General features: G+C 72.0%; 14 protein-coding genes. 12 read left to right on the forward strand and 2 right to left on the reverse strand.

Annotation, left to right across the window (positions count from 1 at the left end):
• The first annotated feature begins 35 nt into the window (after window positions 1–35).
• The 9 genes from ftsE to LXT23_RS42635 all read left to right on the forward strand — a co-directional run bounded on the left by ftsE (window position 36) and on the right by LXT23_RS42635 (window position 10,439).
• Entirely contained in the window at window positions 36–731 is a 696-nt protein-coding gene (gene ftsE, locus LXT23_RS42595) for a cell division ATP-binding protein FtsE (protein ID WP_253986230.1), read from the forward strand.
• On the forward strand, window positions 728–1,630 hold the full coding sequence (locus LXT23_RS42600; RefSeq protein WP_253986231.1) for a cell division protein FtsX: 903 nt from the start codon (window positions 728–730) through the stop codon (window positions 1,628–1,630). The genes ftsE and LXT23_RS42600 overlap by 4 nt, the downstream gene beginning before the upstream one ends.
• The gene (locus tag LXT23_RS42605) at window positions 1,627–2,778 is read left to right on the forward strand and encodes a murein hydrolase activator EnvC family protein (RefSeq protein ID WP_253986232.1); all 1,152 of its coding nucleotides are present in this window, start codon (window positions 1,627–1,629) and stop codon (window positions 2,776–2,778) included. Before LXT23_RS42600 ends, LXT23_RS42605 begins: the two co-directional genes overlap by 4 nt.
• Before the next feature lie 72 nt (window positions 2,779–2,850).
• A complete protein-coding gene (locus LXT23_RS42610) occupies window positions 2,851–3,711 on the forward strand; it encodes an alpha/beta fold hydrolase (protein ID WP_253986233.1) in 861 nt (286 codons plus the stop codon).
• A gap of 60 nt (window positions 3,712–3,771) precedes the next feature.
• Window positions 3,772–5,160, forward strand: coding sequence for a S41 family peptidase (locus LXT23_RS42615; RefSeq protein WP_253986234.1), 1,389 nt, complete (start codon window positions 3,772–3,774; stop codon window positions 5,158–5,160).
• A gap of 69 nt (window positions 5,161–5,229) precedes the next feature.
• Window positions 5,230–7,137 (forward strand): PEGA domain-containing protein, encoded by a 1,908-nt coding sequence (locus LXT23_RS42620; protein ID WP_253986235.1) that lies wholly within the window; start codon window positions 5,230–5,232, stop codon window positions 7,135–7,137.
• A gap of 2 nt (window positions 7,138–7,139) precedes the next feature.
• Entirely contained in the window at window positions 7,140–7,394 is a 255-nt protein-coding gene (locus tag LXT23_RS42625) for a hypothetical protein (protein ID WP_253986236.1), read from the forward strand.
• A 215-nt stretch (window positions 7,395–7,609) separates the two neighbouring features.
• A complete protein-coding gene (locus LXT23_RS42630) occupies window positions 7,610–8,590 on the forward strand; it encodes a D-alanine--D-alanine ligase (RefSeq protein WP_253986237.1) in 981 nt (326 codons plus the stop codon).
• Window positions 8,591–8,915: 325 nt separating this feature from the next.
• Window positions 8,916–10,439 (forward strand): cellulose synthase family protein, encoded by a 1,524-nt coding sequence (locus tag LXT23_RS42635; protein ID WP_253986238.1) that lies wholly within the window; start codon window positions 8,916–8,918, stop codon window positions 10,437–10,439.
• Between the two features lie 115 nt (window positions 10,440–10,554).
• On the opposite strand, the gene LXT23_RS42640 is transcribed toward LXT23_RS42635, so the two are convergent.
• On the reverse strand, window positions 10,555–11,082 hold the full coding sequence (locus LXT23_RS42640; protein ID WP_253986239.1) for a hypothetical protein: 528 nt from the start codon (window positions 11,080–11,082) through the stop codon (window positions 10,555–10,557).
• An 83-nt stretch (window positions 11,083–11,165) separates the two neighbouring features.
• Between LXT23_RS42640 and LXT23_RS42645 the strand changes: the two genes are divergently transcribed.
• Window positions 11,166–12,242 carry a PEGA domain-containing protein gene (locus LXT23_RS42645; RefSeq protein WP_253986240.1) on the forward strand — a complete coding sequence of 359 codons (1,077 nt, stop codon included), beginning with the start codon at window positions 11,166–11,168 and terminating at the stop codon, window positions 12,240–12,242.
• Window positions 12,243–12,305: 63 nt separating this feature from the next.
• Here the strand turns inward: LXT23_RS42645 and LXT23_RS42650 are convergent, their stop codons facing one another.
• Window positions 12,306–12,905: a hypothetical protein gene (locus tag LXT23_RS42650; RefSeq protein WP_253986241.1), complete on the reverse strand. Its 600-nt coding sequence runs from the start codon at window positions 12,903–12,905 to the stop codon at window positions 12,306–12,308.
• Between the two features lie 52 nt (window positions 12,906–12,957).
• Between LXT23_RS42650 and LXT23_RS42655 the strand changes: the two genes are divergently transcribed.
• Window positions 12,958–14,778 (forward strand): M1 family aminopeptidase, encoded by a 1,821-nt coding sequence (locus LXT23_RS42655; RefSeq protein ID WP_253986242.1) that lies wholly within the window; start codon window positions 12,958–12,960, stop codon window positions 14,776–14,778.
• 142 nt (window positions 14,779–14,920) lie between these two features.
• Complete coding sequence (locus LXT23_RS42660; RefSeq protein ID WP_253986243.1) at window positions 14,921–15,403, forward strand: SRPBCC family protein; 483 nt, start codon at window positions 14,921–14,923, stop codon at window positions 15,401–15,403.
• Window positions 15,404–15,428: the final 25 nt, after the last annotated feature.

The raw sequence follows: 15,428 nt of genomic DNA on the forward strand, positions 1-15,428 counted from the left end.
GGCCGTGGTAGGTTGGCCGCCTCCCGCGCGCCGCCATGATTCAGTTCTTCCACGTGTACAAGGCGTACCCCGGCGACCCGCCGGTGCTGTCGGACATCAACCTCAACGTGGAGAAGGGCGAGTTCGTCTTCCTCACCGGCCCTTCCGGCGCGGGGAAGACGACGCTGCTCAAGCTCATCTTCTGCGCGGAGAAGGCCACCAAGGGGCAGATCCTGGTGGGCGGCCGCAACATCGCCCGCATCCGCGAGTCCGCCGTGCCGTACCTGCGGCGCAACATCGGCGTCGTGTTCCAGGACTTCAAGCTGCTGCCGCACCGGACGGTGGAGGACAACGTGTCCTTCACGCTGGACGTGCTGGGCGTGCCGCGCGCCGAGGCCCGCGAGAAGGTCCGCCGCATGCTCAAGCTGGTGGGCCTGGAGCACAAGGCGGACTCGTTCCCCCTGCGCCTGTCGGGTGGGGAGCAGCAGCGCGTGGTGATTGCGCGCGCGCTGGTGAACGACCCCACCATCCTGCTCGCGGACGAGCCCACCGGAAACCTGGACCCGGCGCTCACGGTGGAAATCATGGACCTGCTCAGCCAGGTCAACGTGCGCGGCACCACGGTGATGGTGGCCACGCACGACGCCACGCTGCTGGCGCGCTACCAGAAGCGCACGGTGCGGCTGGAGCGCGGGCAGATTGTGTCCGACGAGGACGGCGTCAAGGCGGCGCGGCGGATGGTGGCCGGATGAGCGTGGCGGCGAAGACGGCGTACTTCTGGCGCTCGGCGGCGGTGGGGCTGCGGCACTCGCCCTTCGTGCACTTCATCGCGGTGACGACCATCGCCATCGCCCTGTTCTCCGCGGGCATGGCCCGGGGCGCCGCGCGCGTGCTGGACAACCTGCTGGCCTCGCTGGGCGGTGAGGTGGAGGTCACCGTCTACCTCGCCCCCGAGCTGGGTGAGGACGAGGTGCACGGCGTGCGCACCCGCGTGGAGGAGCTCAGCCGCGGAGACGTGACGCTGGTGCCTCCGGACGCGGCGCTGTCGCGGCTGCGCACCGAGCTGGGGGATTTGGGCGACGCGCTGGCGGAGCTGCCGGAGAACCCGCTGCCCGCGTCGCTGGAGCTGCGCGTGCCTCCGGAGACGCGCAACCCGGCGGCGCTCCAGGCACTGGCGAGGGAGCTGCGCGGGCAGCCGGGCGTGGCGGGCGTGGACTACGGCGAGGCAGCGGTGGAGCGCCTGTCGGCCATCGCCCGGGCGCTGCGCTTCGGCTCGCTGGTGGCCTTCGCGGTGGTGCTGGGCGCCACCATCATCATCGTCGCGGCCACGCTCCAGCTCGCCATCTACGCGCGCCGGGGGGAAATCGAAATCCAGAAGCTCGTCGGCGCCACGGACCGCTTCGTCAAGGCGCCCTTCCTCCTGGAGGGCCTGCTGCAGGGGTTGCTGGGCGCGGGCGTGGCGCTGCTGGGGCTGTGGGCCTTCGGGCACGTGCTGGGGCCCACGCTGGGCTCGCTCTTCGCCTTCCTGCTGGGACCGGGCGTGGCGGGGCCGTGGGTGGAGCCGCGCCTGGTGCTGGAGCTGGTGGGCGCCGGGTGTGGCCTGGGCCTGGGAGGCAGCTTCGTCGCGGTGGGGCGCTTCCTGCGGGTATGAGCCGGTCCTCCTCCCTGGCACTCGCGCTGCTGGCGGCCGCCTGGGTGGGGGCCGCGTGGCCCGCGTCCGCGCAGCAGCCGCCCGCCGCGCCGGAAGAGGCGGAGCAGTCCGCCCTGCGCGAGAAGCTGGCCACCCAGCGCGCGACGCTGGCCCTCATCGAGGCGAAGAAGCTCTCCGTGCTGGAGGGCGTGGAGCTGATGGAGGAGATGGCGTCCTTCTCCCGGCGGCGCGTGCGCTCGCTGGAGGGCGACCTGGCCGTCTTCCGCCGCCGCGTGGTGCTGGCCGAGCGCGAGGAGGTCATCCTGCGGGACGCGCTGCGGCTGCAACTGCGGCGGCTGTCTCCCCGGCTGCGCACCCTCTATCGCCTCATGCGCCGCCGCCCGCTGGAGGTGTTGCTGTCGGCGGAGGACTTCGCCTCGCTGGTGTGGCGCGCGCGGGCGCTGGAGGCCAGCATGTCCGGCGACCTGGAGCTGCTGCGCGCCGTGCAGCGCGTGGCGCATCTTCAGAGGCAGGCGACGCGGGAGCTGAAGCGGCTCCAGTCCTCGCTGTCCGCGCGCGTGGCCTTCCTCCAGGAGCAGGAGAAGCTGGCCCGGGCGCAGCAGGAGGCGCTGGAGGAGGTGGTGGGCTCGCTGGCCGGAGAGGCGGAGCTGGCGAAGCGCGCCGTGCGCGAGCTGGAGCAGGCGGACGCGGAGCTCGCCCGCGTGGTGAGTGACTTGAAGGAGCTGCCCGCCACGCACGGCTTCGGCGCGCTGCGCGGCAAGCTGCCCCGCCCGGTGAAGGGCCTCATCGAGGTGGGCTTCGGCAAGGTCGTCAACCCGCGCTTCAACACCGTCACCGTGCAGAAGGGCCTGGACATCCGCGCCCCCGCCGGCACCCCGGTGCAGGCCGTGGCCGAGGGCACCGTCGCCTACGCCGGCACGCTGCGCGGCTACGGCAACCTGCTCATCCTGGACCACGGCGACGGCTTCCACACCCTCATGGCCCACCTGTCCACGATTACGCCCGGCCTGGGCACCACCGTGGCCGCTGGCGACGTGGTGGGCGAGGTGGGCGACACCGGCTCCCTCAAGGGCGCCTACCTCTACTTCGAGGTCCGCAAGGCAGGGCAGGCCGTGGACCCGGCGCCCTGGCTGGCCCCTGTTCCCTGACGCGGTGCGGCGAAGAATCGCGCGGGCTGTTAGATTCCCCGGCACCCCCTCTCACGAGGAGCAGGCAGGCGCATGGATTTGATGGGCGGAATGCAGAAGGTGCTGCGGCACATGCTGGTGGCGCGCGGCGTCCAGTCCTCGACAGTCGAGGTGGCCGGGCAGTCGCTGCACCACTACTCGCTGAAGGGGGAGGGGAAGGGGCCGCCGGTGGTGCTGGTGCACGGGCTGGGCGGCTCCGCCAACGGCTTCGGGCGGACGTTCTTCGGGCTGGCGAAGCGCTTCTCGCGCGTGGTGGCGCCGGACCTGCCGGGCCACGGCTTCTCCATGGAGTACTGCGGCGGCGAAGTCTGCGTGCGCAACCAGTTCGACGTGCTGCGCGCCTACGTGGAGCAGGTGGTGGGCGAGCCGGCGCTGGTGGTGGGCAACTCGCTGGGCGGCGCCATGTCGGTGAACCTGGCGGCGGAGTACCCCCAGTGGGTGCGCGCGCTGGCGCTGGTGGCGCCCGCGGGCGCGGAGCTGCCGGAGGCGGAGAACACCGCGCTGCTCAACTCGTTCGCCGTGCGCTCGCCCGCGGAGGCCCGCGCCTTCACGCGGCGGCTGTTCCACCGGCCGCCGCTGCCGGCGCTGCTGTTCGCCTACGAGCTGCGCCGCTTCTATGACACCCCCACGGTGCGGGCGCTGACGTCCGAGGCGCTGGCCACGCGCGCCAGCCTGGAGCCCGGCAAGGTCCGCAACCTGGCCATGCCGGTGCTGTTCCTCTGGGGAGGCAGCGAGCGGCTGCTCCCCTCGGTGACGCTGCAGTGGTACCGCGACCACCTGCCGCCCCACGCCCAGGTGCACGTGGTGGACGGCTTCGGCCACGTGCCCCAGCTGGAGCGTCCGGACGAGCTGGTGTCGCACCTGGTGCGCTTCGCCGACACGGCAGGGCTGTAGAGGCCGGGCTACACTGGTGCGCAGCCTTCCGGGCCCCCTCCCGGGAAAGGACGTACCGACGTGAAGCGTCTCCCCCAGCCGTGGCGCGCGGCGCTGGCCGCCTTCCTCCTCCTGAGCGGGCCCGCCGTCGCCGACGACAAGGCGAAGGGCGGGCGTGCCTCCGGCGCGGCTCCCGCGAGTGGCCGCGCGGAGCGGGCCGAGCGTGACGACGCCACCTACCGCCAGCTCGAGCTCTTCGCGCGCGTGCTGTCCTACGTGGAGAACAACTACGTGGAGCCGGCGGACCGCGAGCGGCTCATCCACGGTGCCATCCAGGGCATGCTGGAGACGCTGGACCCGCACACCGTCTACATGCCCCCGGAGGTGTTCCGGGAGATGAAGATAGACACCTCGGGCGAGTGGGGCGGGCTGGGCATCGAGATTGCGCGCAAGGACGAGCGCATCGTGGTGGTGGCCCCCATCGACGACACCCCGGCGGCGCGCGCGGGCATCAAGGCGGGCGACGAGCTGGTGGGCATCGACGGGGAGAGCACACAGGGCATGGACGTGGGCCGCGCCATGCAGAAGATGCGCGGGCCCGCGGGCGGGCGGGTGCTACTCACCATCATGCGCCGGGGCTTCAGCGCGCCTCGCGACATCGCCATCATCCGCGACCACATCCGCATCGTCTCCGTGGAGGGCGCGCTCCACGGTGGCATCGCCCACGTGAAGGTGAAGAACTTCCAGGACCGCACGGACCTGTACCTGCGCAAGGAGCTGGACCGGCTGCGCGCCCTCAACGGCGGCAAGGAGCTGCGCGGGCTGGTGCTGGACTTGCGCAACAACCCCGGCGGCCTGCTGGACCAGGCGGTGGCGATGAGCGACCGCTTCCTGCCGGGCAACCTGCCCATCGTCTCCACGCGGGGGCGCGACGGCCGCAACGCCAACGAGGAGCGCAGCAAGGACCGCGACACGGAGAAGGACTACCCGGTGGTGGTGCTCGTCAACGCCGGCAGCGCGTCCGCGTCCGAAATCGTGGCCGGCGCGCTCCAGGACCATGGCCGCGCCGTCATCATGGGCACGCCCACCTTCGGCAAGGGCAGCGTGCAGACAGTCATCGAGCTGGAGGACGGCTCCGGGCTGAAGCTGACCATCGCCCGCTACTACACGCCCAAGGGGCGCAGCATCCAGGAGCGGGGCATCACTCCGGACTTCCTCGTGCCGGACGAGCCGGGCGGCAAGGTGCAGAGCGACGTGGTCCGCGAGAAGGACCTGCGCCGCCACTTCCGCGCCGAGCCCACCGCGAGCACCGAGGCCCCCGCCCCCGCGCCGCGCGGCCTCCCCGAGGGCCTCAAGCCCTGGGACGTCACCGCGAAGCTGGAGGACTACCCGCTGAAGGTCGCCCTCGAGTACCTGCACGGCATTGCCACCGCCCCAGCGCGTGTGCCGGCCCGCACGTCGGGTCGTTGATGACTCCTTCGCGCTTGCATTTCGCCGCGCAGTCCGTTTGATGCGCAACGAACAGAGGGTGAACGAGTGATGCGACCTTCGAGCATTCGCGCGCTGCGCGCGGCCCTGAGCGGGTGGCTGGTGGGCCTGCTGGCCGTGGGGCCGGCGGCGGCGCAGTCTTCCCTGCCTCCGAGGCTGGTGCCCCGGGCCCTTCCCGCGGCGGCGTCATCGTCGACGGTGACGGTGGTGGCCATTCCGCTGGACGCCGCGGCCCGGGGTGAAGCGGCCCGGCTGGCGTACCTGGCGGAGCAGGCGGTGGCGCGCTCGGGCCGGCTGCAACTGGTGCGGCTGGCGGATGCGCTGGACGCGGCGGGCCGGCGTGAGCGCGAGGCCCGCGCCGCCGAGGTGGCCACGGCGATGCAGGAGGGCCAGCGCGCCTACGACGAGCTGGACACGGAGAAGGCGCTCCAGCAGTTCGACGCGGCGGTGCGCGCCGCCGAGGCCGGTGACCTGTCGCTGCGCTTCGGCGACCTGAGCCGCGCGCGGGTGATGAAGGCGGCCACGCAGGTGGCCAACGGGGAGAACACGGCGGCGCAGCTGGAGATCCGCTCGGTGCTGGCGGTGGACCCGCGGGCGCAGTTCTCGCCCAACTTCTTCCCGCCGGACGAGATGGCCTTCGTGGAGAAGGAGCGCAAGGCGGTGCTGGCCGGCGCGACGGGGACGCTGAACATCCGCACGGAGCCGGTGCCCGCCCACGTGTTCGTGGACGGCGAGTTCCGGGGCGTGTCCCCGGTGGCGCTGACGGACGTGACGCCCGCGGACCACTACGTGACGGTGGTGGCGCCGGGCTACGCGCTGGCGCAGCGCCGGGCCCGCGAGGGCGACACGGTGCTCACCCTGACGCCCGTGGCCTCGCAGAAGGCCCTGCAGACGCTGACGGAGGCGGTGGCGAGCAAGCCGGGCGGGGTGGAGCGGGACAGGGCCCTGCGCGAGCTGGGCACGCTCGCGGGCGTGTCCCAGGTGCTGGCGCTGCTGGTGCGCGGCGGGGCCGGGGCCGTGCCGCTGGAGGTGACGGCGCTGCGGCTGGAGGTGGCGGACGGGCACAACCAGGCCTATGCGCTGGGGACGGTGCCGCGCGGGGACGGCATGGCCACGGGCTCGCAGGCGCTGCTGACGGGGCTGGTGGCCGCGGATGCGCCGCGCCAGGGTGGCAAGCCGGTGACGCACTTCGCGAGCGGTGGCAGCGCCACGCGCCGCACCGTGGGCTACGTGCTGCTGGCCACGGGCGTGGCCCTGGCGGCCGGCGGCATCTACTTCGGCATGGAGGCCTCCGCGAAGGAGGACGAGTTCAAGCGCGCCGTGCAGAACAGCCCCCGCGCCCAGGACATCAAGGACACCGGCAAGACGTACGCGCTGGTGGCCGACGTCGGCATCATCGCCGGCCTCGTGTCCGCGGGCCTGGGCGGGTACTTCGCCTTCGCTGGCGGGGGCGACAGCAGCCCGAGCCCCTCCCGCGCGAGGCCGGCTCCGGAGCCCACCCGGCAGCGGGAGCCCACCCGCGCCCCGCCTCCGGCGCGCACGACCGAGTCGAAGCCGGAGCGCGAGGCGCTGCCCATGCCGCCGCCGCCGTCGAAGTCCACGAGCAAGCCCCGGAGCGAGCCGCTCCCCATGCCTCCGCCGCCTCCGGCGAAGACCGCCCCGCCGTCCACGCCTCCGCCCGCGGCGCAGGAAGAGGCCGCCCCGCCCCCGCGTCCGGCCGACACCGGCAAGCGCTCGCGCGAGGACGAGGCCCGCCAGCGCGAGGAGGAGCTGCGCAAGCGCCGCGAAGAGGTGGAGCGCCAGCGCCGCGAGCTGGAGGCGCAGCGCAAGAAGGAAGAGGAGGACGCGCGGCGCGAGCAGGAGGCGAAGCGCAAGCGCGAGGAGGAGGAGCGGCGGAAGCAGGAAGAGGAGAAGAAGAAGCGCCCCTCACTCGACGAAGACGATCTCCGGAACTACTAGCCATGCGCCGTCCTCTCCGCTCTCTCGTCCCGCTCGCGGCCCTCTCCCTGACGCTGTCCGCGTGCAGCCTCCTCGTCGACTTCGACGAGGAGGGGCAGCCCTGTGACGCCCTCAACCAGTGCCTGGAGGGCTACACCTGCCAGGGCGACGTGTGCGTCTCCGACGACAGCCCCGCACCCGATGCCGGCACGGGTGCTGATGCCGGTACGGGTGTCGATGCCGGCACCGACGCGGGCGTCGTCGACGCCGGCGGCTGAGCCCGCCGGTGGGGTGGGGGTGCGGGACTTTCTACAGTCCCCCGCCGTGTCCCGGGGACCGCGCCGTGTCCCCGGAACCACGCCTGCCCGCCTGCCCTCCCTCCGCAACTCCCCGGAGTCATGAGGGAATCCGTGCCCGGCGTGCGGCCCGGCCCGGACGCGGGGTGGTTGGCATCCGCCGTGCTCTGTCCGGTGCCCAGGAGGCATCAATCGACATGGGCAAGCGCGTCGGAGTCCTGATGGGCGGATGGGGTGAGGAGCGGGAGATTTCGCTCAAGACGGGAGAGGCCGTCGTGGCGGCGCTGGAGTCGCGCGGTCACCACGTCACCCGCATCTTCGCGGGCCCCGGGCTGGACAGGGCGCTGCGCGCCGCGGAGCTGGACGTGGCCTTCGTCGCGCTCCACGGGCGCATGGGCGAGGACGGCCGGGTGCAGGGGCTGCTGGAGCTGCTGGAGCTGCCGTACACCGGCTCGGGCGTGCTGGCCTCGGCGCTGGCGATGAACAAGCCCTTCGCCAAGAAGCTCTTCCGGCTGCACAACCTGCCCACGCCCCGGGGCTACCGCGTGGGCCGCGAGGACGCGGCGCGTGCGCTGGAGCTGCACGGCGACCTGGGCTTCCCCTGCGTGGTGAAGCCCGCGTGCGGGGGCTCCTCGGTGGGCCTGGCGGTGGTGCACGCGGCGGACGCGCTCGCCCCGGCGGTGGCCCAGGCGTGCCGCTTCGGCGGCGAGGCCCTGGTGGAGCGCTTCGCCGCCGGCCGCGAGGTGACGGTGGGCATCCTCGGCGACCAGGTGCTGGGCAGCCTCGAGGTGGCCACCCCGCGCGAGGGCTTCGACTTCGACGCCAAGTACAAGGGCGGCGCCAGCTACTTCCTCCCGCCCCGGCTGTCCCCCACGCGCGTGGCCAACGTGGAGGCCCTCGCGCTCGGCGCCTACCGCGCCCTGGGCTGCCGCGGCTACGCCCGGGTGGACCTGCTCTGCTCGGACACGGAGAACGACGTCGTGCTGGAGGTGAACACGCTGCCCGGCTTCACCCCCACCAGCCTCCTGCCCAAGATTGCCGCCCACGCCGGCCTGGACTTCCCGGCGCTCGTCGAGCGCGTCCTGGCGCTGGCCACGCGCGACGAGGCCGGAATCTCCGAGGCCCCCGCCGTGGACCCCATCCCCGAAACGGCCGAGCCCCGCCGCGCGGTGAGCTGACCCGGCGGGTTGGCCCCCTACCGGCGCCGCCTCAGCCCCGGCGCCGGGCCCACAGGCTCCGTGAGAAGCATGTGACGCGAGGTGTCACCCCCTGGTGAACGGAACGTTCAAATCCTGGGAATAGTTTGACACGACCTTGACGCGTCCCTATTGTCCGGCGCCGATCACTCCCGAAGGCTTAAAGTCGTGTCTTTTCGGGCACATACGGAGCGGGGGCTCACCAGACCCATCTGGCGGCGGTCAGCGTGAGAAGGGTGTCTGATGCCGCCGCGCAGGGAAGGACCGCGGGCCACGGGGGCCGTGCGGGAGGGGCTGAGCGTCACCGATGACCACCGTCGAGATCATCTTCCTGGGCGTCTATTTCAGCGTCCTGTGCGTGCTGGCGGTCTACGGCTCGCACAGGTACCGGATGGCGTTCCTGTACTACCGGCACAAGTTCAAGCTGCCGACTCCCAAGGGCCCGCTCAAGGCGTTGCCCCGCGTCACCATCCAGCTGCCCATCTTCAACGAGATGTACGTCGTTGAGCGACTGGTGGACTCGGTGTGCCGCATCGACTACCCGCGCGAGCTGCTGGAGATCCAGGTCCTCGACGACTCGACGGACGAGACGTGCGGAATCGCCCGTGCGTGCGTGGAGCGTCAGCGGCAGAAGGGCCACGACATCGTCTACATCCACCGCGTCAACCGCCAGGGCTTCAAGGCGGGCGCGCTGGAGCACGGCCTGAAGACGGCCAAGGGTGAGTACGTCGCGGTGTTCGACGCGGACTTCGTGCCGAGCCCGGACTTCCTGCTGCGCACGGTGCCCTTCTTCGCCGACGGCAAGGTGGGCATGGTGCAGGTGCGCTGGGGTCACCTCAACCGTGACTTCTCCATCCTGACGCAGGCCCAGAGCATCTTCCTGGACGGCCACTTCATCATCGAGCACACGGCGCGCAACCGCTCCGGCTGCTTCTTCAACTTCAATGGGACGGCGGGCATCTGGCGCCGGGACACCATCGCCGACGCGGGCGGCTGGCAGCACGACACGCTCACCGAGGACCTGGACCTGAGCTACCGCGCCCAGCTCAAGGGCTGGCAGTTCGTCTTCCTGCCCGAGGTCATCTCCCCGGCCGAGGTGCCGGTGGACATGAACGCCTTCAAGAGCCAGCAGCACCGCTGGGCGAAGGGCTCCATCCAGACGGCGAAGAAGCTCTTGCCCACCATCCTCAAGAGCGACCTGCCGCTGGCGGTGAAGCGCGAGGCCTTCTTCCACCTCACCAACAACATGGCCTATCTGCTGATGGTGCTGCTGTCCGTGCTGATGCCCATCAGCATGGTGGTGCGCTTCCAGCACGGCCTGTACGGCACGCTCTTCCTGGACCTGCCCTTCTTCATCACCGCCACCGCCAGCGTCTGCGTGTTCTACGTGGCCGCGCAGCGGGAGATGGGCGTGAAGGGGTGGGCGCGGGTGAAGTACCTGCCCTTCCTGATGAGCCTGGGCATCGGCCTGGCCATCAACAACGCGAAGGCGGTGCTGGAGGCCCTGCTCAACCAGCAGTCGGGCTTCGCGCGCACGCCGAAGACGGGCGCCGAGGGCAAGAAGGTCGTCGCGGTGAAGAAGACGTACCGCGGCAGCAAGACGCTGATGCCGGTGGTGGAGCTGCTCTTCGCGGCCTACTTCACGGGAGCGCTCTGGTTCGCCATCGACGCGCGCATCTACACGTCGGTGCCCTTCATCATCCTGTTCCAGGCGGGCTTCCTGTACGTCGGCGTCTCCAGCCTCCTGCAGGGCCTGTCCGGCCGGGTGAAGGTGGCGGAGCCCGCTCCCGCGGTGAGCGCCGCGGGCGAGCAGTCGCGCCGCGCGGCCTGAGGTTCCTCCCGGGAGGAGCGGGCCCCAAGGCCCCCTCCTGGGAGAGGAGCGGGCCGTAAGGCCCCCTCCTGGGAGTCGGGTGGGGCCCAGGCTGAGGCCCCCACCCTCCGCGGGCTCAGCGGGTGCCAGCATCCGGTGGGCCGCGCAGCAACACCTGTTGCAGCCGCACGGTGGTGGTGCTCGCGGGCGCGGGACGGCAGCCCTCGTCGATGGAGGTGCTGGCCGCCGAGCGCAGCGTGAGGCCCGCGTCGGTGCACGATACCACCTCGGTGGGGAAGACGACGGGGCAGGGCGCGCCGGAGCCGGCGAAGCCCGTGGCGCGCGTCTCGCCCACGAAGCCGCCCGGCGTGCGCTGGAGGACGATGGACGCCGCTCCCGCATCCGGGGCCTCGGTGCCGCCATCCGCGTGGGCCCGCGTCACGGAGAGCGACAGGGTGCCGCCATCATCCTCGCCGTGGTAGCGGAACACCGGATTCTGCGCGTGGTGGTACTCGCCTGCCTGGCTGCTCTCACAGCCGGGAGGGACGCGGATGGGCGGTGGGGGTAGGGGTTTCTCCTCCGTGCGGGGAGGCGCCTTGGCGGGGCACGCCGTGAGGCAGAGAACACTGAGGCCGAGGGCCAGGGGAGGCAGGACGCGGTGCATGGGGCGCGGATCTTCGCCCAACGGCAACGACAGGGGGACTCTGTTTGATTCCCCTCGGATGACTCTCTAACCTTCGGTCCGCCATGAGCCTCCAACGCCTCGTCCTCTACGCCCTGGTGACCGTCCTGGCGGTGCCGTCCTCCGCCCTCGCGCAGGACGATGACCTCCTGGCGCCTCCCACCCCGTCGAAGTCCCGCTCGAAGAGCGGGAAGCCGCCCGGAAAGACCAAGGTGGTGAAGAAGAAGCCCGCGCGCGTCACCAAGAAGCCCGCCGGGAAGAGCAAGGCGCCTGCGAAGAGTCGGACGGCGAAGAAGCCGCCCGTCGCGGACCCCATCGAGGACGACCTGCTGGCGCCGCCGACGCTGAAGAAGACGGAGCTGCTGGTGCGCATCTCCGGCAGCGTGCGCGGGGCGAAGCTGCTGGTGGACGGCAAGGATGCGGGCACGCTGACCGCGGCGCCCATCCCCGTGGAGGTGGCGCCCGGCGAGCACCTGCTGGTGGTCCGCAAGCCCGGCTATGCCGAGTACACGAAGCGCGTCGACGTCAAGGAGGGCGCCCAGCAGGAGCTGACGGTGTCGCTGGACGCCACCATGGGCTTCGCCACGCTGACGGCGGACGTGGCCGGGGTGGTGGCCTTCGTGGATGGCCAGGAGGTCGGCCCTGTGCCCCAGGGCAACGTGCTGCTCAAGCCGGGCTCGCGTGAAATCGAGTTCCGCGCTCCGGGCTTCAAGCCCGACGTGCACAACATCACCGTGTTCGCCGGCCGGAGCTATGACGTCACGGGCACGATGCGGCCCTCGATAGACACGTCCGTGGCGGCCTCGGACCCGGGCCGCTCGAAGCCCTCGGTGACGGAGCCCACCATTCCCCAGGACACGTCGCCGGGCCTGGACATCGGCGCCGAGGCGCCGCCCGAGGTGAGCTCCGGCAAGCCCTGGTACGGCCGCTGGTATGTGTGGGCCGGCGTGGGCGCGGTGGTGGCCGCGGGCACGGTGGGCGCGGTGATGGCGACGCAGGGCGGTACCCCGGACCCGCTGGACCCCACCGCGGTGTGTGGCGGCGTCACCTGCGACGCCATCCTGGGGAACGGTGCGCGCCCGGTGCGCGGTGGCAGCGGTGGTCGACTCCTGCCGCTTCAGGCCGGAGCCCTCCGCTTCTGACGCAGTGCCCGCGGTCCAGTGCCGCTTCGCTCAAGGGCGAGGCGGCACGGACGCGGAAGGCGGCTACTGGCCGCGCAGGTCGTCGTCGGAGGCGCGGCCGGCGGGAGCGAGCACGAGGTACACGTCACTCACCCGGCCCACGCCCCAATAGTCGAGCGCGGTGGCGCGCACCTGGAAGGGCTCGGACTCGGGCAGCAGCTCGGTGACGTCCACCTCGCCGGGCTCGAAGGTGAAGGCGCGCCGGCCCACGCTGTCCACCTGCTCCTTGCCCATGTGGACGCCCTCGGTGAAGCCCACCACGGCGTGGCGCACCACCTTGCCACGGGCATCCAGCACCTCCAGCAGCAGGAAGTTGTCCACGGAGATGCCGAGCGTGGCCTTGGCGTCGCCGTAGAGGCGGGCCCGGCTGCCTTCCAGCCGCAGCAGCGGCGTCTGCCCCGTCGTCACCACGCGGGGCGTGCGCTCGCCCTCGGTGGCGTCCACCTCCACGTCCTCGCGCACCTTCTCGAGCGCCTCCGTCTCCCGTGGCGGGGTGTCCACCAGCAACTGGATGGCGCGAGGGGCCGTCGAGGGTGCAGCGGAGGAGGGCGCGGAGGTGGGCACCTGCCGCGCACAGGCCATCAGTCCCCAGGCGGCGGCCAGGGCGAGCGTTCGAGAGTGCATGGGAGCCCAGGGTAGACGAGCAGTGGTGGAGCGGGTCAATTAGCATGGCCCCATGCGGACCTTCCTGGCTGGGTGCCTGCTGTGGTGCGTGCTCTCCGGGACTCCGGCCTGGAGCAGCGCGCCTCCGTCTCCTCCGGCCGCGGCCGCGGCGCGGGCGCCCGTCGCACCGGAGGTCCAGCTGTGCCTCCAGCACCTCAAGCCCGCCGAGCGCGAGCGGGCGGCGAAGGCGCTGGGGCCGCTGGACGCGCTGCCGCTCTACCGGGTGCAACTGGAGGTGGACCCCGTCGAGCGCGAGGTGAAGGGCCGCGTGCAGGTGGAGGTGCAGGCTCGGAGCAAGCCCATCACCGAGCTGTACCTGCGGCTGACGCCCAACGCGCAGGGGCGCCGGGTGGCGCTGTCCGACGCGAAGCTCGGTGGGCGGCCCATCCGCTTCGAGCAGCCCGAGCCCACGCTGTACCGCGTGGTGCTGGAGGACGCCGTGCCCCCGGGCGCGGCAGCCGTCCTCGACGTGGCGGTGAAGGCCACCGTGCCGCGCGCGGAGGCCGGGGGCGGCAGCCTCCTCGGAGGCTTCCTGGGCGGTGGTGGGGGGCGCTCGGGTGGCGACTACGGCGCCTTCTCCGCGGGAGCGGACTTCATCAGCCTGGTGGGCGTGGTGCCGCAGGTGCCGCCGCTGGACGCGACGGGACGGCCCTGGGACGGGCCCCAGGGCATTGGCGACCTGGCGCTGTACGAGCCCTCGCACGTGCTGGCCACCATCACCGTGCCGTCGGGCTGGGCGGTGCACGCCACCGGCGCACCCATGGGCGAGGTGCCGGAGCGGGACGGGCGCGTGCGCTTCGCCTTCGCGGCGGGCGCGGTGCGCGACTTCCCCATCCTCGTCTCGCGAGGCTACGAGCGCTCCACGGCCACGGTGAATGGCGTCACGGTGGAGAGCCACTACGCGGCGAAGGACAAGGCCGCGGGGGAGCGGGTGCTGAAGTACGCGACCTCGGCGCTGACGGAGTTCGAGCGCCGGCTGGGGCCGCTGCCCTACACGCACTTCCGCGTGGTGGAGGCCCCCCTGACGGGCGGCGCGGGCGGCATGGAGTTCCCCGGGCTCATCACGGTGGCGACGATGCTCTACCGCGGAGGGATGGACCCGTCCGAGGCGCTGGCGGGCATGCCGGGGGCGGAGGACCTCCAGGCGCTGCTGGGGATGATGGGGCAGGGGGGCAGCAGCCCGCTGGCGCACCTGGCCGAGGTGATGGAGCGCACGCTGGAGTTCACGGTGGCGCACGAGGTTGCGCACCAGTACTTCGCGGGGCTGGTGGGCTCGGACCCCATCCACGCGCCGGTGGTGGACGAGTCGCTGGCCCAGTACGCCGCGCTCCTCTACATCGAGTGGAAGCACGGCAAGGGCGCGGCGGAGGCCCTGCGGCGCGAGGCGCTGGTGTCCGCGTACCACCTGTACCGCATCTCGGGAGGCAAGGACGGCAAGGCGGACCGGCCCACGAGCGACTTCGCGGACTCCTTCGAGTACAGCGCGCTCGTCTACGGCAAGGCGCCGCTGCTGCACCATGCATCGAGGAAGCTGGTGGGGGACGCGGCCTTCGTGCAGGCGCTGCGCTCCTACGTGGATGCGTACCGCTTCAAGTGGACGTGCAAGGAGTGCTTCACCCGCGAGCTGGCGAAGGCGAGCCCCGCCCACGCGAAGTCGCTGGAGCGCCTGCGCACGCGCTGGTGGCAGGAGTCCCACGGAGACGCGGACCTGGGCACGCCCGACCTCGGCTCGCTGATGGGCGGCATGGGCATGGGCGACCTGGACGACCTGGAGCTGGACCCTCAGTCGAAGAAGCTCCTGGAGGAGCTGCTGCCCGGCCTGCTCGGCCAGTGAGCCGGGCGCCGGGCGTGTCCCCGGAGCGCGTGTGAGCGCGGGCTCCGGAGAGGGGCCCGATGTTGACGCATGATAGCCGGATGGTTATAAAACCTTCGGGATATGTATCTGGGCATCCACTCACCCCGCGAGGAGCAAACCCATGGCAGGCACTGGCACCCTGAAGGTCACGACCCCGAGCGACCGGGAAATCACGATGACGCGCGTCTTCGATGCACCGCGCCGACGGGTCTTCGACGCCCATACGCGGCCCGAGCTGCTCAAGCGTTGGCTGGGCGTGCGTGGCGGCTGGACGCTGGAGGTCTGTGAGGTGGACCTGAAGGTGGGCGGCAAGTACCGGTACGTGTGGCGGAAGGGGGCCACTGGAACCGACATGGGGATGGGCGGTGTCTTCCGCGAAATCGTGCCGGGCGAGCGCATCGTCTGCACCGAGACGTTCGACGACGCGTGGTACCCCGGTGAGGCGCTCGTCACGACGGTGCTGGTCGAGAAGGACGGAAAGACCACGCTCACGAGCACGACGCGGTACGAGTCGAAGGAGGCCCGCGACGCCGTGCTCGCGACGCCGATGGAGCGCGGCGTCGCGGAGAGCTACGACAAGCTCGTCGAGCTCCTGGCGGCGTAGGCGTCGCTCGGGAGAGGACACGCGG

The organism is Pyxidicoccus xibeiensis (genome assembly GCF_024198175.1).
Lineage (GTDB): Bacteria > Myxococcota > Myxococcia > Myxococcales > Myxococcaceae > Myxococcus > Myxococcus xibeiensis.

Excerpts from the sequence above, each read along its gene's own strand:
- ftsE (WP_253986230.1), top strand. The coding sequence starts at position 36 with ATGATTCAGTTCTTCCACGTGTACAAGGCGTACCCCGGCGACCCGCCG.
- LXT23_RS42600 (WP_253986231.1), top strand. The coding sequence starts at position 728 with ATGAGCGTGGCGGCGAAGACGGCGTACTTCTGGCGCTCGGCGGCGGTG.
- LXT23_RS42605 (WP_253986232.1), top strand. The coding sequence starts at position 1,627 with ATGAGCCGGTCCTCCTCCCTGGCACTCGCGCTGCTGGCGGCCGCCTGG.
- LXT23_RS42610 (WP_253986233.1), top strand. The coding sequence starts at position 2,851 with ATGGATTTGATGGGCGGAATGCAGAAGGTGCTGCGGCACATGCTGGTG.
- LXT23_RS42620 (WP_253986235.1), top strand. The coding sequence starts at position 5,230 with ATGCGACCTTCGAGCATTCGCGCGCTGCGCGCGGCCCTGAGCGGGTGG.
- LXT23_RS42625 (WP_253986236.1), top strand. The coding sequence starts at position 7,140 with ATGCGCCGTCCTCTCCGCTCTCTCGTCCCGCTCGCGGCCCTCTCCCTG.
- LXT23_RS42630 (WP_253986237.1), top strand. The coding sequence starts at position 7,610 with ATGGGCAAGCGCGTCGGAGTCCTGATGGGCGGATGGGGTGAGGAGCGG.
- LXT23_RS42635 (WP_253986238.1), top strand. The coding sequence starts at position 8,916 with ATGACCACCGTCGAGATCATCTTCCTGGGCGTCTATTTCAGCGTCCTG.
- LXT23_RS42640 (WP_253986239.1), bottom strand. The coding sequence starts at position 11,082 with ATGCACCGCGTCCTGCCTCCCCTGGCCCTCGGCCTCAGTGTTCTCTGC.
- LXT23_RS42645 (WP_253986240.1), top strand. The coding sequence starts at position 11,166 with ATGAGCCTCCAACGCCTCGTCCTCTACGCCCTGGTGACCGTCCTGGCG.
- LXT23_RS42650 (WP_253986241.1), bottom strand. The coding sequence starts at position 12,905 with ATGCACTCTCGAACGCTCGCCCTGGCCGCCGCCTGGGGACTGATGGCC.
- LXT23_RS42655 (WP_253986242.1), top strand. The coding sequence starts at position 12,958 with ATGCGGACCTTCCTGGCTGGGTGCCTGCTGTGGTGCGTGCTCTCCGGG.
- LXT23_RS42660 (WP_253986243.1), top strand. The coding sequence starts at position 14,921 with ATGGCAGGCACTGGCACCCTGAAGGTCACGACCCCGAGCGACCGGGAA.